The following is a 23,935-nucleotide window of genomic DNA, read 5'->3' on the forward strand; positions in this document are numbered from 1 at the left end:
TCTATTGTCTATTGTCTATTGTCTATTGTCTATTGTCTATTGTCTATTGTCTATTGTCTATTGTCTATTGTTACTCTCGGGATCTTCGCTTCGCTATGACTATTGCAATAGAGTAATCATTCATTTCTCCTTTCATAATTAAATTTCTCCTTTCAATTCCTTAACTTCACATTTGAAATATGAATACAGCCATAAACATAGCGAACCGATATGAGCTCAAAGAATTGGAGCTTAATGCATTGCTTGAAATTACTCAAGCTATAAATGAGAATTTACCCGAAGATTCTTTATACAAAATATATAATTTTACCTTAAGAGCTAACTTAAAGCTCGGTAAACTGATGCTTTTGGTTCAAGACAAAGAAAAGTGGGAGCTGAAATTATCTTTTGGAATACAGAAAGATTATACAAAAGTTGATGAAAGCGCTTATCAATTAGTTGAAAAAAAGAAGATATTATTTCCATCAGATTTGATAGACTCTCCATTTGATGAATTTGAAGTTGCAATTCCTGTTTTTCATAAAAATGAACTCTTGGCAATAGTTTTTATGGGTGGCGTTAATAATACTGAGGAAAAAGAACTGATTGAAAACCATTTGAATTTTATTCAAGCGCTAACCAATATTATAATGGTAGCCATTGAAAATAAAAAAATGGCAAGGGAAAAGCTCGAACAAGAAGTTTATGCAAAAGAAATGGAAATTGCCAAAAAGGTTCAGCAATTACTTTTCCCTAAATCATTACCAGAAAATGATAATTTCAGTATAGATGCGCATTACTCACCACATCATACGGTAGGAGGAGATTATTATGATTGGTTATCGATAGATGATCATCGTAAAATTGTATGTATTGCGGATGTTTCAGGTAAAGGGGTTCCTGCAGCCTTATTAATGTCAAATTTTCAGGCTTCCTTAAGAACATTATTAAGGAAAACAACGGATCTAGAAGAGGTTATTCATGATTTAAATCATCAAGTATTTGAAAGTGCAGATGGAGAGAATTTCATTACTTTTTTTATTGCACTTATCGACTTGAAAGAGAGAAAACTAACCTATGTCAATGCTGGACATAATCCCCCGTTTTTGTTGTCATCCGAGGGAACCATAGAGAAATTAGATAAAGGCACTTTGGTTTTAGGAGCCTTAAGAGAAATACCATTTCTAGAAATTGGGACTACTAATATCGATAAAACTCAAACATTATTACTTTACACAGATGGTCTAACGGAAGCTTTTAATGAAAAAGAAGAAGAGTTTGGGCCAGAACGGGTAATGGATATTCTTAACAAAAACATTGCTGCTAAACCGAGCTTAATCCTTAAGAGTTTGCTAAGTGAAATTGATACTTTCATTGGCAAAAGAGCCTTGTCAGATGATATCACCTTATTAGCTTGTCAGTATCATGTCTGATTGGGCATTTTATAAAACACCATTAATCATCCAAAAATTATTTTCTAGCTTTATATGGAAGGTAAATGCAGCTGAAAAGGTTATATATCCTACTTTTGATGATGGCCCCATTCCGGAACTAACCCATGAAATTTTAAAGATTTTAAAAGATTTCAATGCTAAAGCCACATTTTTTTGTGTAGGGGATAATATAAAAAAGCATCCTGAAATCTTTAAAGCAATTATTGAGGATGGACACTCAGTTGGAAATCATACTTTTAACCACTTAAAGGCATGGAAAACTGATTATAATGAATATTTAAAAAATGTACAATTGTGCCAACTGGAAATTGAAAAAAATCTACAGTTAAATAGAAAATTATTTAGATTTCCATATGGTCAATTCAATTTTAAGCTTGCTAGAGCACTTAAAAAGAGGAATTATGATCTTATTATGTGGGATGTGCTATCAAAAGATTACAATATTTCAATTTCTTCAGAAAGGATACTTCAAAAAAGTATTGAAAAATCAGAGGACGGTAGTATTATAGTTTTTCACGATAATTTGAAAGCAAAAGATAAAATATTACAATTCCTACCTTTGTATCTCAAACATTTTTCCGATATTGGATACAAATTTAAAAAACTATGACCTATCTATTTTTAGGCCTATTGACGATTATTCTTACCGTAATCATCGTGGACTTAATATTGTGGATGGCGTGGAAACCAAAAGCCGAGAACCCAAAGCCTTACGAAGGTGAATTGCCTTTTATTTCCATTCTAATGGCTGTCCGTGATGAAGTTCATACTGTAAACTATGCCTTAAACTCACTTGAAAAACTCGATTATCCTGATGATAAATATGAAGTTTTAATGGGAGATGATGGCTCTACAGATGGTAGCACCAAAATCTTAAAAGAATGGGATAAAGAAGAGAACAACTTTTTTTATATTCCCATTAATGATAAAGTAGAACATTTGGATGCTAAAGCAAATGTATTAGAACAATTGGCTGAAAGAGCAAAAGGAGAATTTATGATGATCACCGATGCTGATGTGGAAGTCCCACCAAGCTGGGTCATGAAACAGCTTGCATGTTGGAAAGAGGGGTCGGGTATTCAAAGTGGCTTTACCATTATAAAGGCAAAGGACTTCCTATCCAGTATGCAAATGATAGACTGGAGCTTAGCTTTAGGTATGGTGAAAATTGTAAGTGGCTGGAATATCCCCGTTACAGCTGTTGGAAATAATATGATGATAAGCAAAGAGGCTTATAATAAAGTTGGAGGTTATAAAAACATTCCTTTTTCTGTCACTGAAGATTTTGCCTTATTTCAAGCTGTGGCTAAACAAGGCTATCGCTATCAGCAATTGGCAAATGAAGATAGTTTGGTGAAGACTTTCGCTATAAAAGGATTTTGGAATTTAATGAATCAGCGGAAAAGGTGGATGAGTGGTGCATTAAAGCTACCACCTTTCGTGGTGGCTCTTTTGGTATTTCAAGCATTATATTATCCTGCTATGCTTGCCATGATTTTTGTTAATCCCTTAGTGGCAATTCCTTTATTTGGTTTAAAAATTACTTTGCAAAGTTTGTTTATTAGTAAAATTTTGGAGAGACTCAATCAGTATGTGCCCTTAGGCAACCTTTTTATATTCGAATTTTATAGTGGTTTCATTTCTATTGCACTTCTTTTCTTTTATATCTTACCTTTGCCAGTAAAATGGAAAGGAAGAAAATTTGCTAAAGGATGATTGAAACACATGCGCATTTATATGCGGAAAAATTTGATGAGGACAGAGCAGAAATGATGGATAGGGCGACTCAGGCAGGAGTCACCAAGTTTTATATGCCCAATATCGATCATGAATCCATCGAACCAATGATGGAGGTGGAACATAAATTCTCCAATACTGTAGCAACTATGGGCGTTCACCCTTGTTCGGTTGAAAAGCATTTTGAAAAGCAGCTTTATGAAGTGGAAGATTGGTTGAATAAAAGAAAATTTGTTGCAGTAGGGGAAATAGGTCTTGATTTCTATTGGGATAAAAGCCTAATGAAAGAACAAAAGGAAGCACTAAGAATCCAAATAGATTTAGCCAAGCAACATCAAATCCCGATTATTTTACATTGCAGAGATTCATTTCAAGAAACTTATGAAATAGTGAAAGAAATGAAGGATGATAACTTAAAAGGAGTCTTTCATTGTTTTACGGGTAATGCAGATGATGCGCAAAAAGTAATTGATCTGGATTTTTTTCTTGGAATAGGAGGAGTGGTTACTTTTAAAAACGGTGGATTAGCTGAACACATACCCGAAATTGACATCAATCGCATAGTATTGGAAACAGATTCTCCATATCTAGCACCAACTCCAAAAAGGGGCAAAAGAAATGAGCCTGCTTACTTGGAATTAATTGCACAGAAAATTGCAGATTTGAAACAGATGCCGATGGAAGAACTGATCAGTATTACTTCTAATAATGCCAATAAATTATTTGCTTAATTGATGAAGCCATACGAATTAATACATATTGAAACCGCTACACCTAAAGCACCAGAAAGTGCAGTGATGATTATATATACAGGTGGTACATTAGGAATGGTGTATAATGAAGAGCAGGCATTGGTTCCTTTTGATTTTCAAAATATACTGGATGAGGTTCCTTCTTTAAGAAATTTCAATTTAAAAATAACAGTTGCTTCATTTAATAAATTAATTGATTCTTCTAATGTAAACCCCAGCCATTGGGATGACATTGCAGGCCTAGTAGAAGATCACTATGCTGAGTATGATGGTTTTATTGTGATCCATGGAACAGATACTATGGCTTATACTGCTTCGGCTATCAGTTTTATGTTAGAAGGACTCAATAAACCAGTGATATTTACTGGAGCACAATTGCCTATTGGTGCTGCTCGTTCTGATGCCCGTGAAAATTTGATTACCGCTATTGAAATTGCAAGTCAGAAATTAAATCACAGGCCAATTGTATCAGAAGTTTCTATTTATTTTGATAACCTGTTGCTTAGGGCAAATCGTGCAAAAAAGGTGGAAAGTGTTCAGTTTGATGCCTTTCAAAGTGAAAATTATCCTGTTTTGGCTGAAGCAGGAGTAATTATAGAGTATAATTTTTCTGCATTACGACCATATCAAGCAGATGCAGAATTAAAAGTGAGGAAAAATATACAACAAGAAGTAGCCATTTTAAAAGTATTTCCAGGTATTTCAAAAGCCTTAGTAGAAGGAATTTTATCCATTAAAGGCCTTAAGGGATTGGTGATAGAAACTTATGGTTCAGGCAATGCGCCAACTGAGAAATGGTTTATTGATGCCTTGCAAAAAGCTATTGAAAAAGGGATTTTAATTTTGAATGTTTCCCAGTGTATGGGAGGGAAGGTGATTCAAGGTAGATATCAAACTAGTAAAGATTTGCAATCCATTGGCGTAATAAGCGGTAGTGATATTACAACCGAAGCAGCTATTACTAAAATGATGTATGTATTAACCCATGCACATTCTGCTGAAATGCAGCATAATTATCTCATAAAGCCACTTCGAGGCGAAATGGAGTAATACTTAATTATCATTTTAAAATTATCCTTTATTAAAGAAGATGGATTATATGTAAGCACTTATAATCCTAAAAGTGATTCTATTATAGAAAATGAATGGGGTTTCAGAAAATTTGTACTTAAAAAAGGAGATGACTGAAGCTAACAGATAATTAAAAGCCACTGGTGTAATAAAAGCATTCTTAGTACTTAATGAATTAATATATATTATGATCTTTAAATTACATTTTTGTCCTAAGGAATCGGAGAAAAGTTCGAATTGAACTACTTTGTGTTATTTTGACCAAATAGGATATGGTGGTCTTACATGGAATAGTATAATTATTAAGTACAATCATTCTATTTGCAACTCATTTGCGTATTAATATTGTATTAATATTTACCATTTGACAAAATGAGCTTGCATGAAGAATAAATTATTAATTTATTTGTGCACGTTTGAAAAGAGTTCAATCTATAAATAAATATAAACAGACAAAGGAGAGGTGCCAGAGTGGTCGATCGGGCTCGCCTGGAAAGCGAGTGTGCCTTCACGGGTACCGAGGGTTCGAATCCCTCCTTCTCCGCATTTTTGTCAATTTTTTAAACTTTAATGATTAAATATTAAGGTATTGGCTTAAAGAATTGCTAAAAAAATTTTCTGTTTGTTGATATTTGTGTAAAATTGGACTTAGTTTTCATTTAAACTATTATACAATAACTAAAAAAGGAAAATTACAAACAACTTAACTATGAAAAAGCTATTTGTTTTAATGATGATGGCCGGAGCTCTTGCTTTCGGTTTCAATGGCAATGCAATTGCTCAGGATGAGGAAGCAACCTCTGAAATGGAAAATGATACAACCGCTATGGAAGGTGACTCTGCGGAGGTGTCTGACTCGGCTGCTGTAGAAGAAGTGGATACAACGGCCACTGCTGTTGTAGAAGAAGAAGAAGTTGAAGAAGAGCAAGGTTTTCACCAAGTCGTAAAAGAGAAATTTATCGAAGGTGGATGGGAATTCATGTCAGTGGTATTAATTTGTTTAATATTAGGATTGGCTATTTCTATTGAAAGAATCATTACTTTAAACTTAGCAACTACAAACACTAACAAATTATTGGCAAATGTAGAAGATGCATTAAGTCAAGGTGGTGTTGAAGCTGCAAAAGAAGTTACTAAAAACACAAGAGGTCCTGTTGCGTCAATCTTTACGCAAGGTTTAATGAGGATGTCTGAAGGTGTTGAAATGGTTGAAAAATCAGTTATTTCTTATGGTTCAGTTGAAATGGGACGTTTAGAAAGAGGTTTAGTATGGATTTCATTATTTATCTCTCTTGCTCCGATGTTAGGTTTCATGGGTACTGTAATTGGTATGATTGACGCTTTTGATTCAATTCAAGAAGCAGGTGATATTTCTCCTTCATTGGTTGCCGGTGGTATTAAGGTTGCCTTATTAACAACAGTTGCTGGTTTGATTGTTGCGGTTATCTTACAATTATTCTATAACTATTGCGTTTCTAAAGTAGATTCTTTGGTAAATCAAATGGAAGATGCTTCTATTGCTTTAGTTGATATTTTAGTAAAGCATAACCTTACTAAGTAAATTAAGTTTAACCTTAAAAGATTTACTATATGGAAGATGTAGGAGTTAACGTAATGTTATATGTAGCTTATTTTTTGGTATTGATTGCAGCTTTAGGTGCAATTGTTCTACCGCTAATAAGCGCATTAAGCAACCCAAAGAGCTTATTGAAGTCTGTTTTGGGAGTAGTAGTAATCGGTGTAGTTTATTTAATCGGCTGGGGAATCTCAGGTGATGAAGTAACTGCTAAGTATATTGAATTTGATATTACGAACACATCATCAAAAGTTATTGGTGGTGTATTGATCACAACATATTTGTTGATGGGGATCGCGTTAATATCTATTGTGTATTCTGAAATTGCAAAAATCATAAGATAATGGCTAGAAGTAAAGGAAGATCAAAAGCAGAAGTGAATGCAGGCTCTATGGCCGACATAGCATTTTTATTGTTAATATTCTTTCTTGTAACTACTACCATTGCATCTGATAAAGGATTATCTTTAACCTTACCGCCTGAAAAGGATGATGCTGAAGAAATTGATGTTAAAATTAAAGAGAGAAATCTATTTAAAGTAGCCATCAACTCAGCTGATAGACTTTTAGTAGAAGGTGAACGTTTAGATGATTATACAGAGATTAAAGACATGGTAATTGAGCATGTTCTCAATCCTGGTAATAATCCTGAATTGGCAGAAAGTCCACAAGATGCAATTGTTTCCTTTAAAACAGATAGAGGAACAAGTTATGAGATATATATTAATGTATTGGATCAATTGCAAGGAGCTTACTATCAAATATATGCAGATAGAGCTGGAATTCCAATTGATGAATTTAGGGCATTAAATACGAGTAACCCTAAAGAAAAAGCACTTTACGATAAAGGTAAAGGAGATATTCCAATGGCGATTTCTATTGCAGAACCAACAAATATAGGAGGAGATTAAATTATGTCAAAGTTTAAAAAGAAAACCAATGCGAGTCAGGAAATCCCTACTTCCGCATTACCGGATATTATTTTTATGCTCCTGTTCTTTTTCATGGTGACTACCGTATTGAGGGAAACCGAAATTAAGGTGGAACAAAAAATACCTAAAGCGGAACAAATGAAAAAGATTGAACGAAAGTCTTTGGTTAGCTACCTATATATAGGTAAACCAAAACAAACTGAAAAATTTGGGGGTGAAGCAAAAATTCAAGCTAACGATGTATTTATTGAACCTAGAGATGTACTTCTTTGGGTTGCTAAAGAAAAGGATAAATTATCTGAGGTCGAACGGGATAAAATTACCATTGCCATGAAAGTGGATAGCGAAGCTAAAATGGGTATTATCTCTGATGTTCAGCAACAGTTAAGAAAAGCAAATGCTCGTAAGTTAATGTATAACACTTTAAAATTAACTAGTAAGGATAAAGATAATTCTTTGCTTTAATAGTTAAATAATTTATAAAACCTCATTTCAAAAACTGGAATGAGGTTTTTTTTTGCAAAAATCTGTAGGCTAACTAATTTCGTTACAATTGGAAATCAATCAATCCAAAACCATTAATGCATGGTGCATGTATGATTGGGCTAACTCTGTTTATGCCATCGTCATTAAATCATCTATTTTTCCTGTTTTTTATAATACAGCTACACAGACAGCTTTTGATGGTGATATAGTTGACTTTTTTGGTTTTCAATTTGTAAATACTGCTCTTTATTCTTTTGCTATTTCCTTTAGCTTTCTTGTGGTTGCGCTAATATCACCTCTTCTTTCAGGTATTGCGGACTATTCTTCCAATAAGAAAGCATTTATGAAATTCTTCACGTATTTGGGAGCATTTTCATGTATTGGTCTTTTCTTTTTCACTGGTGAAAATGTTGAATGGGCTATTATTTGTTCGGTCTTTGCAAGTATAGGATATACAGGCAGCCTAGTTTTTTATAATTCCTTTTTACCGATTATTGCTACTCCTGACCGACATGATATGATCAGTGCAAAAGGCTTTTCATTGGGTTATGTAGGGAGTATCATATTATTGATTATCAATTTAATTTGTATCTCCAATCCTCAATGGTTTGGATTAGAAAACACCGCCCTAATTGCTCGGTTTTCATTTTTGACGGTAGGGATATGGTGGATGGGTTTTGCCCAAATTACCTTTAGAAGATTAAAGGAACCTAATATCACTATAAATTATAGTAATTCTATTATTAAAAGTGGTTATAAAGAAATAGTAAAGGTTTTTAAAGAAGTACAATCGCAACCCATTCTTAAATACTTTTTAACCTCCTTCTTTTTTTATAGCATGGGAGTTCAAACTGTAATGTACATGGCTGCATCTTTTGGAAGCAAAGAATTAAATCTCCCAGGCAATAAATTAATCTTAACGATTATTATAATCAATGCTGTTGCAATAATAGGTTCCTATGCATTTGCTTATATCTCTAAAAAGAGAACCAATAAATTCGCTTTGTTAAATATGTTGGCAATTTGGGTTGGGATTTGTATTTATGCCTATTTCGTTTATACAGATTATCAATTCTATGTTTTGGCCTTTGTAGTGGGCTTGGTAATGGGTGGTATTCAATCTCTTTCGAGAAGTACTTATTCTAAAATTATGCCTCAACAATCATATGATGAGGCCTCTTACTTTAGCTTTTATGATGTCACGGAAAAGCTAGCGGTTGTGGTGGGTACCTTTTCTTATGGTTTTATTGAACAGTGAACCGGCAGTATGCGTAACAGTACCATTGCACTTGGGCTTTTCTTTGCAGTTGGAATAGGCTTTTTATTAATGATTCGCATACCTTCTGCATTGAATTTTAATAAATCTTAGTTGGCCTTCTGCATTTTCTCCTCCATCATTTTTTCTTTTCTTCTCATTTCCTCCTGAGTAGCCTCAAGTTCTTCCATGTTCTGTCTTAACTCCTCTTCTTGAGCCCTCATTTCCTCTGCTTGCTGTTGCATTTGTTCTAATAATATTCGGGTCTTTTCATTGTTTTGGGTTGTAGCAATAGCAGACGCAACATATTCACCAGCTTTTTCTAAGAATTTGACTTCATGTTCTTCAAATTTCTTAAAAGAAGCCAATTCAATTAATGCTTGCACATTTTCGTTATATAGCATTGGCACTATTGCTAAGCATGTAGGAGTGGAATCTCCTAAACCAGATTTAATGAAAGTATAATTTTGTGGTATTTCAGTTAATAAAAGTGTTTCTCTTTCCAAATAAGTTTGCCCTATTAAACCTTGACCAATTTCAACCTTTTTATTTAAGAATTTTTGTCTGTCAAATGCATAGGCTGCAGATAATTCTAAATGTTTTTGGTTTTCATCATCTTCGTCTTGAATTAAGATAAAGAGGCTGCCTTGCTGTGCTCCCAGATATTGTGTTAGATATTTAGTGGATTCAAACGTCAGTTGTTTAGTATCTTGTTCGCTATTTCGAATAATTTCGCTCAATTTGGACAATCCTTCAGTTGCCCAGATACGTTTTTTGTTCTCTACATCAGCTAATTGCATTTGTTTTTTCATTTCAATTAACTGGCCAGCAAGGTTCTTTTTATTTAATTCTCTGTTTTCTTCAGTCATTCCTTCCCATTCAACATCAAATTCTCCTGAAGCTACTTTTCTAACATATTGAGCCGCTTTTTTAAGGTTATCAATAGAACCATTTAGTATTTTAGCAGCACCTCTAAAACGTGTATCGCCATCATTAAATAAGTACTTTTTATTATTTTCTCTGAGATTGATCAATAAAGCAGTACGGTTTTTCTCATCCTTCCTTAATTTAATTAAGATAAAAATCAAGGTTGGTAAGCCAATTAATAGTAATAGTAGTTGAACAATGGTATTTTGAAAAATAGCTCTTTCATATCTTGATTGTGCTTTATCTACTAGATTTTCTTCAAATTCATATAATTTGGTAGTAAAGGCATCATTTATTGGCCAAAAAGTTCTACCATAATCTGCTCTTAGTAAATCCTTATAAGCTTCGAGGTCATCATTTTTTAAATGTTTAACCATTTCCTCGTACATATCGGCATACTTTTTAAAACCTGCTTTCAATTTTGGGTAATTGACAGGATCAGAATAGCCTTGTATGGCAAAAAGGCTATCAAGTTTGTTGAAGTTTTCACGGTTTTCTTTCCGCGCATTCGCTACACTCCAAAATAAAAAGCCATCTTCTCTAATTAGGGCATAGCCTCTAGCGCTAATGTCCATCTGTCGAATGTTAAGTAATGTGTTTTCAGATACTCTAAAAACCATGTCTGCCTGTTCCTGGATTTCCAAAGCATCACTCATTACTTTTTTGTTGTAGAAGGAAAGTGTAACACTCAATAAAATTAGTGCAGAAACTGCATATATGGCAATGGATATCAAGTGTTTATTTAAAAATTTCCTCATAATTCTTAAAAAATTTATAAGATTAACTACATTAAATTAAAATTTAATTCCTTTAAAACAAAGAGCTGCTTAATTTAAAAATCAAGTTGAGATGTGCTTTTTTGTCAATTAATCTAATGTCAGTATTGGTTTTATTCTTGATATCCATTGATAATCGAAAAATACCAATGAAATAATAGATGCAATTATTTTTACTTAATTATATAAAAAGTACTATTTTCATTTCTTAATCTAAAACTACATAAAATGATGAGAAAATTACTTATAGCTTGTATGAGCTTATGGTTTTTTTCCTCCCAAGCACAAGAAACTTTTATAGTGAATGGTGTAAAGGACGAGAGACCAGGCTTACATGCCTTTATTAACACTACATTACATATTGACTATCAAACCACGATTGAAAATGCTGTTTTGGTAATACAAAAAGGAGAGGTTATTGCTTCAGGTAAAGATGTTAAAATCCCAAATGGAGCGATTGTTCATGATTTGAAAGGGAAGCATATTTATCCTTCCTTTATTGAATTATCGAGTAATATTGGAATGCCTAAAAATCAACAAAACCGCAGCCCTGGTCCGTCAATTGGGGCCTATTAATGACGGTGCCTATAATGCAAATGATGCCATTAAAGCATATTTCAATGCACATGAAGCTTTTGAGAACAGTAGTTCTGATGCAGATAAAATGCGAAAAGCAGGATTTGGTGTTGTTTTAACCCATAGCCAGGATGGACTAGTAAGAGGTACAGGTACTGTTATTGCATTGCATGATGGCCAAAATGAAACGATGTTAAAAGAAACAGCATCTCAGCATTTTTCTTTTGATAAAGGAACTTCTACTCAAGACAACCCATCTTCTTTAATGGGTGCTATTGCTTTAATCAAGCAAACGTATTTGGATGCTGAATGGTATACGAAACAAGATGAAATGGTTGATATTTCATTGAGTGCATTTAATATTAATAAAAGCTATCCTCAATTTTTTGAAGCAGGTGGTGATAAGTTATATGTTCTGAGAGCTGATAAATTAGGAGATGAATTTGGAGTACAGTACATTATAAAAGGAAATGGAGATGAGTATCAAAGATTGGATGAAATCAAAGCTACTAATGCTCAATTAATCCTTCCAGTAAATTATCCTGAAGCTTATGACGTGGATGATCCATTAGATGCCTTAAATGTAAGTCTTGAAGATATGAAGCATTGGGAAATGGCACCTTATAACCTGAAAATGTTAGCTGATAATGGAATTAGTTATTCCATTACTTCTGATGGTTTAAAAGATGCTTCCAAACTTCCAGCTATGATTTCTCAATCTATAGAGAAAGGTTTATCTGAAGAACAGGCTTTAAAAGCTTTAACTTATAATCCTGCACAGTTTATTAAAATGGGCGACAAGTTAGGTAGTCTTTCAAAAGGAAAATATGCCAATTTTATTATTACTGATGGTAGTCCAGTAAAAAAGGATACCAAAATATTTGAAAACTGGGTACAAGGGAATCCATATAAATATGAGGATTATACTTTGCCAGATTTAGCTGGAGATTACACTTTAACTATTGGTAATGATGATTACCAAATGGAAGTGAGTGGTGACCCTGGTAAAGAGAAATTTAAAATAGTGGTAAATGATTCTACTTCTTATGACGTGAAATCTGAAATTTCGAAGCAATTAATCAGTTTATCATTTAAGGATGAAAGCAAAGAGGAAGCTGGTAAAATAAGATTATCAGGCTGGTTAAAAGCTAATGAAATAAGTGGAAACGCTAAATTACCAGATGGAAGCTGGGCTAAATGGAATGCTACTATGAATGATGAGCAAGATACTAGTGAGTCAGAAGAGGAGAAAGAGGATGAAGATAAAGAAGAAGACGAAGATCAGGTAGGTTCTTTGGTTTATCCTTTTGTAGCGCATGGGAATACAGAAAAACCAAAAGCAGAGACTATTCTAATTAAGAATGCTACAGTTTGGACTAACGAAGCTGATGGGGTTTTAGAAAACACAGATGTTTTATTAGAAGATGGGAAAATTGCTAAAATAGGGAAAGATTTATCGGCCAATGGAGCTAGAGAAATTGATGGCACAGGTAAACATTTAACTTCTGGAATTATTGATGAGCATTCTCATATTGCCATAAGTAGAGGAGTAAACGAAGGTTCTGAAGCTGTTACGGCAGAGGTGAATATTGAGGATGTAGTTAACTCAGAAGATATCAATATCTATAGACAACTTTCAGGTGGAGTGGTTGCATCTCAATTATTGCATGGTTCTGCTAATCCAATTGGAGGTCGTTCTGCTATTATCAAGTTGAAATGGGGCTACAGTCCAGAGGAAATGAAAATTGATTGGGCTGATAAGTTCATAAAATTTGCTTTGGGAGAGAATGTGAAGCAATCCAATTGGGGTGAGAGAAATACAGTAAGATTTCCTCAAACCAGAATGGGAGTGGAGCAAGTATTTGAGGATGCTTTCACTAGAGCAAGAGAATATGAGGCTGAATGGAATGCTTATAATAACTTATCTAAAAGAGATAAAGCGAATGCCACAGCACCAAGAAAAGATTTAGAGTTAGAAACATTAGTTGAGATTTTAAATAGCGAAAGATTTATTTCTTGTCATTCTTATGTACAGTCTGAAATCAATATGCTAATGAAAGTAGCTGAACGTTATGGTTTTAGAATTAATACCTTTACTCATATTTTAGAGGGCTATAAATTAGCTGATAAAATGAAGGAACATGGAGTGGGTGGTTCTACTTTCTCAGACTGGTGGGCTTATAAATTTGAGGTAAATGATGCTATTCCTTATAATGCTGCATTGATGCACGGAGAAGGAGTGGTTACAGCTATTAATTCTGATGATGCAGAGATGGGTAGAAGATTAAATCAGGAAGCTGGAAAAACCATGAAATATGGTGGTGTTCCAGTTGAAGAAGCTTTGAAAATGGTGACCTTAAACCCTGCAAAACTTTTACATTTAGATGACCGCATGGGAAGCATAAAAGAGGGTAAAGATGCAGATGTTGTACTTTGGAGTGATGAACCTTTATCAATCTATGCAAAAGCTGAAAAAACAATTATCGAAGGAGCAATATTCTTCGATAGGGAGGAGCAAGGCGATAAATTAGATGCTATTCAAGCTGAAAGAGCTCGTTTAGTAGCTAAAATGCAAGGCGAGAAATCAAATGGTAAATCTACTCAAAAGGCAAAGCCAAAATCACAGATTATTTACCATTGCGAAACAGAAATTCAAAATTATTCATCTTTAAAATAAGCTGAAATGAAGATATTTAAATATTTAGGAATTATAATACTGAGCTTTTTAAGCTTCATAGCTATGGCTCAGGTACCAGCACCAGGAGAGGAGCAATCAAAACCAATTGCTATTATGAATGCATATGCACATCTTGGCAATGGTGAGGTTATCGAAAATTCGGTGATTACTTTTGAAGATGGAATTATCACCAATGTTGCTGATGCTACAGTTATCAGAATGGATTTATCCAAATTCAAGGTGATAAAAGCAGAAGGTATGCATGTTTATCCTGGATTGATTGCTAGCAATACTATAATAGGATTAGAGGAAATTGCAGCAGTTCGAGCAACTAGAGATCAGGACGAAACAGGTGATTTTAATCCTAATGTGAGGGCTCTTATTGCTTATAATACCGATTCTGAAATTATCCCTACTACTCGATTCAATGGGGTACTTTATGCACAAACAACTCCAAGGGGGGGACGCATATCAGGAAGTAGTTCTGTAATGGACTTGGATGCCTGGAATTGGGAAGATGCCGTACTGAAGAATGATGAAGGAATTCATCTAAATTGGCCCTCTAAACTGCAATATCCTAGATGGTGGTTAGGAGAAACTGAATGGAGAGAGAATGAAGATTATGATAAGCAATATGAGGAAGTGAAAACATTCTTCAAAGATGCAGTTTCATATAATGATATATCAAGCCCAGAAACTAAAAACTTGAAATTGGAAGCGATGAAAGGTTTGTTTGATGGTTCAAAAAGTCTTTATATTCATACAGACAGGGCCAAAGAAATTGTACAATCTATTCAGTTTGCAATGGAAATGGGTGTTGAAAAAATTGTTTTAGTTGGTGGTGATGAAGCATATTATGTTAAAGACTTCTTAAAAGATAACGAAATTGCTGTTATCTTAGAAGAGACTTTAAGATTGCCTAGTAGAACTGCTGATCCTGTGGATATGCCTTATCAATTACCGAATCTACTGCATAAGGCTGGTATTAAGGTAGCCATTGGCCAATGGGGTGAAGTAATGCAAGTGAGAAATCTCCCTTTTAGCGTTGGTACTGCTGCGGCCTATGGATTAGGAAAAGAAGAAGCATTAAAAATGGTGACTTTAAATGCAGCCGAAATAATGGGTGTTGATGATAAAATTGGAAGTTTAGAGAAGGGAAAAATTGCCTCCATTGTGGTATCTAAAGGTGATATTTTGGATATGGAAGGCAATCAACCAGAGTATGTGTTTATAGAAGGCAGAGAAGTAACCTTAGAAGGTCATCAACAAAGATTATATAAGAAATTTAAAGAGAAGTTTGATAAGGAATAAATCCAGTTAGAAAGTTGTCTAGCTGTCTAGTTGACAGGTTATTAATATCTGATCTTTCAGGCATTTAATTTATAATCAATTAGAAATTAATGAAAAGCCAGCTTAAATTAAGCTGGCTTTCTTTTTTAGTTTAATTCTGGAGTTGACTGGATATTATCTATTAATGTTTGAACTGCTTTTCTGTCAGCACTAGATATTTTTTCCTTTAATTCACCATTTTCATAACTGGCGAAAAATGGAAGACTATAAACACCTGCTGATAATCTCGCTTTTGGATTATCTGGTGCATTGATTTCAAGAAATTTCACATCTGTATTGGCATCTTCTGCCATTTTTTTGAACTGAGGTTCAAAAGCTTTACATACTCCACACCAATCAGCATAAAATTTTATGATTACCTTTTCATTTTTCTTCAAATGATCCTCTAGATTAAGATCTGTAACTTTTTCTATCATAGCTTAAAAAATTTATTTGTATGTAGATACATTTAATTTCGAGTATTGTTTAGAGGATTTAATATTTCAGAATTTTGAAGATGTAATATTTGAGTAGAATCAAATTTTAGTATGTGATGCAATTTTAAGATAAATTAAACTTTTCATAGATTTAATATTTTTATAAAATCTTTCATCAATAGTTTTGATAGAAATGATGTGATTAAGAAAGATGATTTCGATCTGTTAAGATGTATGTTATTATCTGTCTTTTCAAAAAGGATTATAATTGGAGTGTCCTTTTATTTAGAAAAATGTTGGTCTTAGTAAGGCACCAAGACCAACTGGCAAATAATTAAATAGGTAATTAATCTAAATCTGCTTCTAGAATACCATTTCTAAGAGTCGCAAGAAATAGCTTTTTATCTTTTATCATTAAAGACTGATAATCATAATTACCATTTTTTACATTATTTGAAACTCCTGCTAATACTTGCCAATTACCTTTTTCATAAATAAACAATTTGCATAAATTCAGACTTTCGTTTTCATCTTGGTATCTTCTTATATTTGGATTTCGTGATGATAATATTATTCTATTCTCTTTATCACGAACTGCATCAGAAATAGATCCAAAATTTATTCCTGTGTTTGAAAGAGTATATTTATTCCAATCATTGTTAGTCGTTTTAATTACTAAACCGTTTAGTATAGATACAATTAATTCATTCTCTCCAGCATCTATAATTGAATAGACATACCCCCAATTTTCACTTCCCGAGATTTGATTCCATTTTTCATCTTTTCCATAATTGAACAATCCTTTTTTTCTTATATGCATCCATAATCCTTCATTTGTACTAATTAATTCAATTTTTCTAATATCCTTTGAAGGAAGTTTAATAGTTTCCCAACCGTTATGACTGTAATGAATTAATTTAAAATGATCAGTGTCTTTTGTTGGCTTGTATAATAAATATAAACCATCCTTGCTTAAGACCCCATTTTCATAGATGTGGTTTCTTACCTCAGTTGGTAATTCTTGCTTTGACCAGTTGCTGTTTTTCCAAGAATATATAACTGATTCATTATGATTTCTACCAGTAGGTATAAACCATTTGTCATTTGCAAAGGTAAGTACTTTACCTTTTAATGAATTAGGTAACTGAAAATCAATAGCTTTCCAATTTTCCAAATTTGAAATGTATTTATACTTTTTTCTTCCATCTTCTGATATAAATACACTACCTCCTTCATCTTTAATTACTTCATAGAATCTAGGGAGCTTATCAGTATCATAATATTTTACCTTTTCGAAAGAATTTAAGTGCTCATCACTTAATAATAAGTTGTCTTCAGTATCTAAAAACCAAAATCTATTGTTCTGGTCTATATGTAGAGATTTTAAACTTTTAACTGGAATATCCATGATTTTAGTATCACCCGTATTCATATTATATGACACTAAATAATGTTCGGAGGGTATATTCTCTTTATTCATTTTTTTTGTACGGGAATCTCTTGTGTCAAAATATATAATATTTTTATCCTTAATTAAAGACCCTAATACATCGGAGCCTTCAAATTGATCTCTACTTATTTCTTTTTCTATTTTTAAGTTTGAATCAAATTTAACTAAGCCCTTTCTTCTGCTTAACATTACCCCTCCTTCATTATCAAAAATAAAATTGTTATACCTATAAGGGTATGGATTTTCATTTTCTAATTTTATTATTTCATTTTTCTTCTCGCCATATCGATAGACACCTGCATTACTTCTATCATCAATAAAGCCTAAATTGTTTTCATGAAATTTGTAGGAGACGTTTCGTTTTTTGTATGTAGGATCCAACTCATTCTTTATATGTTGGCTATGATTATAGAAATTTCCTGATGAATCGATTTGAATTAAAGCTTTTTTTGAATTTCTGTCTTTCGAAAGCAAAAGCCAGGATGATTGATCATAAGGATTAAAATAAATATTACTTATAAACTTACTGTCTTTGAGATGCGGTGTTTTAGATGTTATTTCCTTCAAGGAAATTTCTTGCCAATTATCATTAAAAAAGGTGAATAACCCGTTTTCTGTTCCAACCCACTTTTTACCTTTAGTATCCACAACCATACAATTAGCATATTTGGCATTGATGGGGATATTTAATTCATTGAAAATCTTTATTTCCTCAGATTCTTTATCTATTCTTAAAATTTTAAATTGCTTTTCATCACCTGACAACCACATGTAATCTTCATCCTCGTGTATATGTTTTATATAGCCTTTTTGTATCCATTTATCCTTTATTTTTAAGGGCTGTGATTGAATATAGTTTACGGAATCCTTACTGTGAATAAGTTCTGTTTGAAAAGTTGGATGATTATTCTTATATAATGTTTTATAGCGTAATTGACCATTATCAAAACCCCAATAATCACCCTGTAATTCACCATTTTTTACTTTAAAAACCTTATTGACTTTGCTGTATGACTTAGGCTCTTTTGTATATACAATTCCAGTGTATAAAGTCCCATTTTTATCTGCATATAATCTAGAAGTGTCTTCAAGTATTTTTTCATAGCTACCCAGTTTTTGGTAAGAGTTTCTTAACCCCCCATATAAATCGCTTAAGTTTTTAACATTAGGCAACTCTATCTCTTGAATAGCATAATTGGAAGAGGCAGTTATTTCATCTTTAGAAACATATTTTTTTGTCTTTCCACTGAATAGGCCAGATGACATGTCTATTTGCCTTTCATTTTCTGAGCCAAATATTGCTTTGGTTATAATATCTATTGGAGTAACTACACTGTCTTCAATATCAATATTTTTGAAATTTTGTTCTAAGGACGCTACCAATTCTTCACCTTTTTCTTCATTCAAGATAAACTTGACTGTACTTTTATTTGAAGGATCTACAGTAAAAGAACCAGCTGATTCTACTTTTTTTGGAAGGTTTATGATATAGTTAATTTCCAGCCCATTTTTAAGAGCCATCATTAATGATCCTGCAACAACTTCAAAAAACTTATCATTCTTCTGAAGTCTTTCCTTCTTCATAGGTTTATTTATTTCAGCATCTAATTCCTTATTTCGTGGTAGTCTCCATTTAAGATGATTTTTATTGAATTCGTAAATATCAATATCTGTGAGCTTTGCAAAATTTAGTTTTGTAATATCTTCAAAATAGGCTGTAGCCTGAATTTTATATCGGTTATACTGTTTTTGATAATCTGAATTTTTGACTTTTATAAAACTTTCATTTTCCTCACCAATCATTTGATAATTGAGCTCACCCCATCTTTTTACTCCTTCAGATTCCTCAACTAGCTTTTTGATTTCTTTATTTAATAGAAAACTATATCCATCAGCTTCCTCTTTAATAAAATGATCTACATCGTCAATATTATGAAGTTCTTCTTTGGTTGATAAACTAGATTCATAATCAATTTCAACCTTACCAGATCCATCTTTATTTATAAAATACTCTAATGTTACTTGTTCTCCTTCACTGCATCCATTTATGATAGGTATAAATAATACTAAAAGTTGTATAAATAGTTTTCTTTTCAACATAGCTAATTTTAGTTTAGTTGTAGGAAATACACAAAAAAATAAATGATTAATTATATAAAGGTATGTAAAATATAATGAATTCAAAACGTATATAACATATACATCTAGATGTATGAAATATTATATTAAAAGAAGGTAAATAGGGGATTTAAGATAGGGACTCCACTAAACCATTTAAGTTCACTACATTAATATCCGCTTTTTCCTTTAAGGGGTAATAAATTTGAGAAGGTCTTTGGATAAAGGCAGTTTGCATTCCTAAAGCTTTTGCTCCGGCTAAATCCCAGGGATGGGCTGCCACCATCAAACTACCTTCTGCTTCAATATTCATTTCATTTAGTGCATACTGATAGGTAATAGGTTGTGGCTTGTAGCTTTTCACTTCCGCTATGCTAATTATATGATCAAAATTACTTTATCTTTCTTCTTCTAAAATCTTAATAATCTTTTGTAGTTCTGGTATTATTTTAGATTTCATATATTGAGTTACCTTCTTATTATAAAAACTTGGTCTTTCAAATTGATCAATTAATAGGCCCAGATTTTCAAAGCATGCAGCCAAGGCAGTACCCTTCAATTTGTGCAAAACATTTCGTAAAGCTTGAATATTTTCAATTTCAATGGTTTCTTTAATTTGACGCTCAAAAGTTTTCATATTTTCCTGAGCTAAAGAAATAAAGCTTGTGTAGTGATTTTGATTGTAATTGAGTCGCTTCAACAACTCCTCTTTATGAAATGTTTTTAGTGTTTGTTTTTTAACTATTGCTTTTCCTTTTTCCTTAATTTTAGCATCAATTCTAAGCTTTTCTAAAACATTTAATAAGTCTTCCTGTATCAAAGGTTTTTCTAAGAATTCATCTATTCCTGCTGCCAAAGCCTTTTCCTTTTCATCTTTCAATACTCCTGCAGATAGCGCAATAATAGGCGTCTTATGATTAGGGTTTTCTATTGTTCTAATAATTTCTGTAGCCTCGATACCACTCATAAGCGGCATTTGAATATCCATTAATATTAAATCAGGCTGATGCTTTTTGTATTCCTCAATAGCAATTTCCCCATTCTCAGCGTGAATCAATTCAGAATCAGGCAATGTATTTTCTAAAATTCTAATGATTAAAAATTTATTTACTTCATTATCTTCAGCAATTAATATTTTAGCTAATTCTACATTTTGGTTTTCTTGATCTAATTCTTCTTCAAGACTGTGTTTTTCACTAAAATCTCCCGAATCTATTTTTTGAATTAATTCTAATAGTTTGGTAGGTAGAATTGGCTTTGGTAATTTGAATACTTTAGGGTCATCCACAAATTCTGAATAGAAAAACTCACTTTCAATGTGTTTATGTAGCATAATCACATAACTATTTTTCAATTGGTCACGCTCTTTAAGCATACCCAATAATTCAATACCGTTAATATTAGGCATTTCTTCATCAATAAGGAGTAAATCAAAATCCTTCTGATTTGAAAGTACTTTATTTGCTTCTACAGCAGATTGACAAAAGACTATTTCTAGATCAAGTCCAGCAAATAGGTTTTTTAATGATTCGATTTGTTTAACATTATCATCAACTACCAAGAGATTATGAATTTTTTCAAATTTTATGTCAATAACATCTTCTAGAGACTCATTTTCTGAATGTTTAAGATCGATCGAAAAGCTAAAATTACTGCCTTTATTAATTTCACTTTCCAAATGCAATCTACTCTTCATCATTTTCAATAATTTATTGGAAATGGTAAGGCCTAATCCTGAACCACCAAATTTACGAGTAGTGGAAACATCTGCTTGTTCAAAGGCTTTAAAAATATTCTTTTGTTGCTTGGAGGAAATCCCTATACCTGTATCTATTACTTCAAAAAGTATTTTATTACTCTTTCTTTTATAGCTGATTTTAAGGACAATACTTCCGTTTTCAGTGAATTTAACGGCATTTCCCAATAGGTTGATTAAGATTTGCCTTAGTCTCAATTCATCGGCCTCAAAATAAATTGGAGTATCTTGATCATATTCTATAAGTAGTTCTAGATTTTTTTGTGAGGCTTGAAATGTAATGAAACTGATGGCAGATTCTGCCAATTGTAGACCATTAATCCGCTCCATCTGAAGCTTTAATTTGCCCGCTTCTATTTTAGAAAAATCAAGGATATCGTTAATAATTCCGAGAAGTGAATGTGCTGAATTATAAATATGTTGAGTATAATCGGATTGTAGAACGTTTAAATTAGTCTTTCTTAAGAGATCTGAGAAACCTATTACACCATTTAAAGGAGTTCTGATTTCGTGACTCATATTGGCTAGAAAGGCTGATTTTGCTTGATTGGCAGCTTCAGCAGCTTTTTTAGCCTCAATAAGTTGTTTTTCAGACTTAACCCTATCACTTATATCATTGAATGTGACCAAAGCCCAATGCTTTTGATCTTCTTCGATAATTTTGATATTAGCAGCAATCCATATTACTTTTTCTGTTTTTGTATTTAATAATTGGACTCTGATGTCATTAAACGATTTTCGCTCTTTGAGAGCAATTTCCACGGGATGCTCCATCTCATCCATTTCATTACCATTATCCTTTAAGAGCTTAATTATAGTATTGGTTAATCGATGACCCACTATTTCAGATTTATCAAGATTTAAAATCTGAGCAGCACTATCATTCATCGAACGGATTATTCCTTCCTCATCATAAAAAAGCAATGCTTCTTGCATGGAACTAATAATGTTTTGCAATTGCTTTTCATTTTCATGTATTTTTAGCTCTGTATTTTTCCTGTAAGTAATATCAGAGAGCGTCCCAAACCAATACCAATTCCCATCTATATCTTTATTAGGCTGAGAAGTTGCTTTAACCCATTTTGTTTGTGAATTGACAATGATTCGAAATTCAAGGTTGAAATATTGATAGTTATCCAGCGCATAATTATTCGCCTTAATGAACATTTCCAAATCACCAGGATGCACTACCTCATTAGCAAAATCATTGGTGTCGATATCCCTACCATCAACTCCAATCATGCTTTTGAAAGGAGGACTCATATAATTTAAATCCCCATTTCTATTGAGTTTATAAACTCCTATAGGTATATTTTCTACCAGTTCATTGTATTGTTTTGTTTTTTCTTGTAATTGAAATTCATTGTTTTTCTGATCATCAATATTTTGGATAGTATCGTAAAGTCTTTTTATTTTACCATCTATAACTTCAGGGACTCCAATTAACCTAGCCCAAAATTTATTATTGTTTCCCGAAAGTAATTGTAATTCTATATCAAACTTTTCCTGTTCTTCTATACATTTTTCAATTTTTGATTTTACTTGAGCCTTTATATTCTTATCTAAAATAAAGTCAAAAATACTGTCAACATGAGGCTGGTAATCATCACCAACTTCATAAATATTTTTTGTGTTTTCTGTCCAATTGATTTCACCATTATCCATATTCCAGCTCCAACCACCTGTTTTGGTTATAGAGTTGGTTTGTAGCAATAAAGCCTTGATTCTATCTAGTTCTATTTCAGCTTTCTTTCTTTCAGAAATTTCAAGGATAATACCCGATTGATAGGTTGGAATTAGGTCTTGATCCAGATCTTCTACTCTGCCATTGTTATAAACCCATAACCAATGCCCTTGCTTATGTTTTAGTCGTATTTCAAACTCATAGTAAATTATAGGTTCATTTTTGTGCCTTTGAAAGAAGTCAACCATAATCTTCATATCATCAGGGTGTACGGTTTCAATCCACTGATGGAAGCTTAAAAATTTTAGTTCACTTTTTTCGTAGCCTAAAAGTTTAGTGTATTGCTCATTTAGAAAGTAGCATTTTTGTGCTTTATCCCAGTCATATGTACCCAAATTAGTACTGGAAATAATTAAGTCTAATTTCTTTTTTTCATGTGTTAAGGCTTCTTCAGTTTCTTTCAGTTGGGTAATATCTTGTATGGTACCTCTATAAATCAACTCATCACCTTGTTCTATTTTAGAAGCAATCTCATGAACATACTTAACATTTCCTTTTTGGGTGATAATTCGATGGGTAAGGTTGAAATATCCATTTTTGAAAGCTTTTACATCCTCTTCATATACTTTGGATTCATCTTCAGGATGAACCATCTCTTTAAATGAATTTATTGTGGGTTTGTAAGAATTGGGATCGCACTCAAATATTTCATACACAACTGGAGACCATAATATTTCCCCTGAATTTACATTGGCTTCCCAATTTCCTATTTTAGCTAATTGCTGCGCTTCTAATAATCTTTGATTGCTTTCTTCAAGCTCACGAGCAATTGATGGATAGTTTACTTTCATTTCCCCCTATTCTTGCATTAAATTCTAACATTATTTCCATAATTTCAATAGTTTTTACCTTTAATTTTAGAACTATTAATTAATATGTAATCTTAGTTACATGCGTATCTTCA

18 protein-coding genes and 1 tRNA gene are annotated in these 23,935 nt (G+C 32.6%); 14 read left to right on the plus strand and 5 right to left on the minus strand.

All coding sequences use genetic code 11. The features are described from left to right. The first annotated feature begins 179 nt into the window (after positions 1-179). From ABWH96_RS11160 to ABWH96_RS11210, 11 genes are all read left to right on the plus strand, one after another. Positions 180-1,412 (plus strand): PP2C family protein-serine/threonine phosphatase, encoded by a 1,233-nt coding sequence (locus ABWH96_RS11160; protein WP_375577611.1) that lies wholly within the window; start codon positions 180-182, stop codon positions 1,410-1,412. Next, the gene (locus ABWH96_RS11165; protein WP_375577612.1) at positions 1,405-2,043 is read left to right on the plus strand and encodes a polysaccharide deacetylase family protein; all 639 of its coding nucleotides are present in this window, start codon (positions 1,405-1,407) and stop codon (positions 2,041-2,043) included. The genes ABWH96_RS11160 and ABWH96_RS11165 overlap by 8 nt, the downstream gene beginning before the upstream one ends. Further along, the gene (locus ABWH96_RS11170) at positions 2,040-3,149 is read left to right on the plus strand and encodes a glycosyltransferase (protein WP_375577613.1); all 1,110 of its coding nucleotides are present in this window, start codon (positions 2,040-2,042) and stop codon (positions 3,147-3,149) included. Before ABWH96_RS11165 ends, ABWH96_RS11170 begins: the two co-directional genes overlap by 4 nt. Continuing rightward, complete coding sequence (locus tag ABWH96_RS11175; RefSeq protein ID WP_375577614.1) at positions 3,146-3,901, plus strand: TatD family hydrolase; 756 nt, start codon at positions 3,146-3,148, stop codon at positions 3,899-3,901. Before ABWH96_RS11170 ends, ABWH96_RS11175 begins: the two co-directional genes overlap by 4 nt. A gap of 3 nt (positions 3,902-3,904) precedes the next feature. Continuing rightward, positions 3,905-4,972, plus strand: coding sequence for an asparaginase (locus tag ABWH96_RS11180; protein ID WP_375577615.1), 1,068 nt, complete (start codon positions 3,905-3,907; stop codon positions 4,970-4,972). A 478-nt stretch (positions 4,973-5,450) separates the two neighbouring features. Beyond that, positions 5,451-5,537, plus strand: a tRNA-Ser gene (locus tag ABWH96_RS11185). A gap of 165 nt (positions 5,538-5,702) precedes the next feature. Continuing rightward, positions 5,703-6,554, plus strand: a complete 852-nt coding sequence (locus ABWH96_RS11190; protein WP_375577616.1) for a MotA/TolQ/ExbB proton channel family protein — start codon at positions 5,703-5,705, stop codon at positions 6,552-6,554. Positions 6,555-6,583: 29 nt separating this feature from the next. Continuing rightward, the gene (locus ABWH96_RS11195) at positions 6,584-6,913 is read left to right on the plus strand and encodes a hypothetical protein (protein WP_375577617.1); all 330 of its coding nucleotides are present in this window, start codon (positions 6,584-6,586) and stop codon (positions 6,911-6,913) included. Continuing rightward, the gene (locus ABWH96_RS11200) at positions 6,913-7,479 is read left to right on the plus strand and encodes an ExbD/TolR family protein (RefSeq protein WP_375577618.1); all 567 of its coding nucleotides are present in this window, start codon (positions 6,913-6,915) and stop codon (positions 7,477-7,479) included. Before ABWH96_RS11195 ends, ABWH96_RS11200 begins: the two co-directional genes overlap by 1 nt. A 3-nt stretch (positions 7,480-7,482) precedes the next feature. After that, positions 7,483-7,965, plus strand: coding sequence for an ExbD/TolR family protein (locus tag ABWH96_RS11205; RefSeq protein WP_375577619.1), 483 nt, complete (start codon positions 7,483-7,485; stop codon positions 7,963-7,965). Between the two features lie 88 nt (positions 7,966-8,053). After that, positions 8,054-9,244 (plus strand): MFS transporter, encoded by a 1,191-nt coding sequence (locus ABWH96_RS11210; RefSeq protein ID WP_375577620.1) that lies wholly within the window; start codon positions 8,054-8,056, stop codon positions 9,242-9,244. A gap of 107 nt (positions 9,245-9,351) precedes the next feature. Here ABWH96_RS11210 and ABWH96_RS11215 read toward each other — a convergent pair whose 3' ends face one another. After that, positions 9,352-10,926, minus strand: coding sequence for a GAF domain-containing protein (locus ABWH96_RS11215; protein WP_375577621.1), 1,575 nt, complete (start codon positions 10,924-10,926; stop codon positions 9,352-9,354). A 246-nt stretch (positions 10,927-11,172) separates the two neighbouring features. On the opposite strand from ABWH96_RS11215, the gene ABWH96_RS11220 reads away from it, so the two are divergent. Genes ABWH96_RS11220 through ABWH96_RS11230 form a run of 3 tightly spaced genes read left to right on the plus strand, consistent with a single transcriptional unit; the run spans position 11,173 to position 15,508 of the window. Continuing rightward, on the plus strand, positions 11,173-11,520 hold the full coding sequence (locus ABWH96_RS11220) for a hypothetical protein (protein ID WP_375577622.1): 348 nt from the start codon (positions 11,173-11,175) through the stop codon (positions 11,518-11,520). Continuing rightward, on the plus strand, positions 11,507-14,197 hold the full coding sequence (locus tag ABWH96_RS11225; protein WP_375577623.1) for an amidohydrolase family protein: 2,691 nt from the start codon (positions 11,507-11,509) through the stop codon (positions 14,195-14,197). The genes ABWH96_RS11220 and ABWH96_RS11225 overlap by 14 nt, the downstream gene beginning before the upstream one ends. A 6-nt stretch (positions 14,198-14,203) precedes the next feature. Then, positions 14,204-15,508, plus strand: coding sequence for an amidohydrolase family protein (locus ABWH96_RS11230; protein WP_375577624.1), 1,305 nt, complete (start codon positions 14,204-14,206; stop codon positions 15,506-15,508). A 125-nt stretch (positions 15,509-15,633) separates the two neighbouring features. Here the strand turns inward: ABWH96_RS11230 and ABWH96_RS11235 are convergent, their stop codons facing one another. The 4 genes from ABWH96_RS11235 to ABWH96_RS11250 all read right to left on the minus strand — a co-directional run bounded on the left by ABWH96_RS11235 (position 15,634) and on the right by ABWH96_RS11250 (position 23,822). Beyond that, positions 15,634-15,963 carry a thioredoxin family protein gene (locus ABWH96_RS11235; protein WP_375577625.1) on the minus strand — a complete coding sequence of 110 codons (330 nt, stop codon included), beginning with the start codon at positions 15,961-15,963 and terminating at the stop codon, positions 15,634-15,636. 346 nt (positions 15,964-16,309) lie between these two features. Further along, positions 16,310-19,513, minus strand: a complete 3,204-nt coding sequence (locus tag ABWH96_RS11240) for a hypothetical protein (RefSeq protein WP_375577626.1) — start codon at positions 19,511-19,513, stop codon at positions 16,310-16,312. Positions 19,514-19,661: 148 nt separating this feature from the next. After that, complete coding sequence (locus tag ABWH96_RS11245; protein ID WP_375577627.1) at positions 19,662-19,895, minus strand: HAD hydrolase-like protein; 234 nt, start codon at positions 19,893-19,895, stop codon at positions 19,662-19,664. 33 nt (positions 19,896-19,928) lie between these two features. Next, a complete protein-coding gene (locus ABWH96_RS11250; protein WP_375577628.1) occupies positions 19,929-23,822 on the minus strand; it encodes a PAS domain-containing protein in 3,894 nt (1,297 codons plus the stop codon). Positions 23,823-23,935: the final 113 nt, after the last annotated feature.

Origin of the sequence: Marivirga tractuosa, assembly GCF_042140215.1 — a bacterium.
Taxonomy (GTDB): Bacteria; Bacteroidota; Bacteroidia; order Cytophagales; family Cyclobacteriaceae; genus Marivirga; species Marivirga tractuosa_A.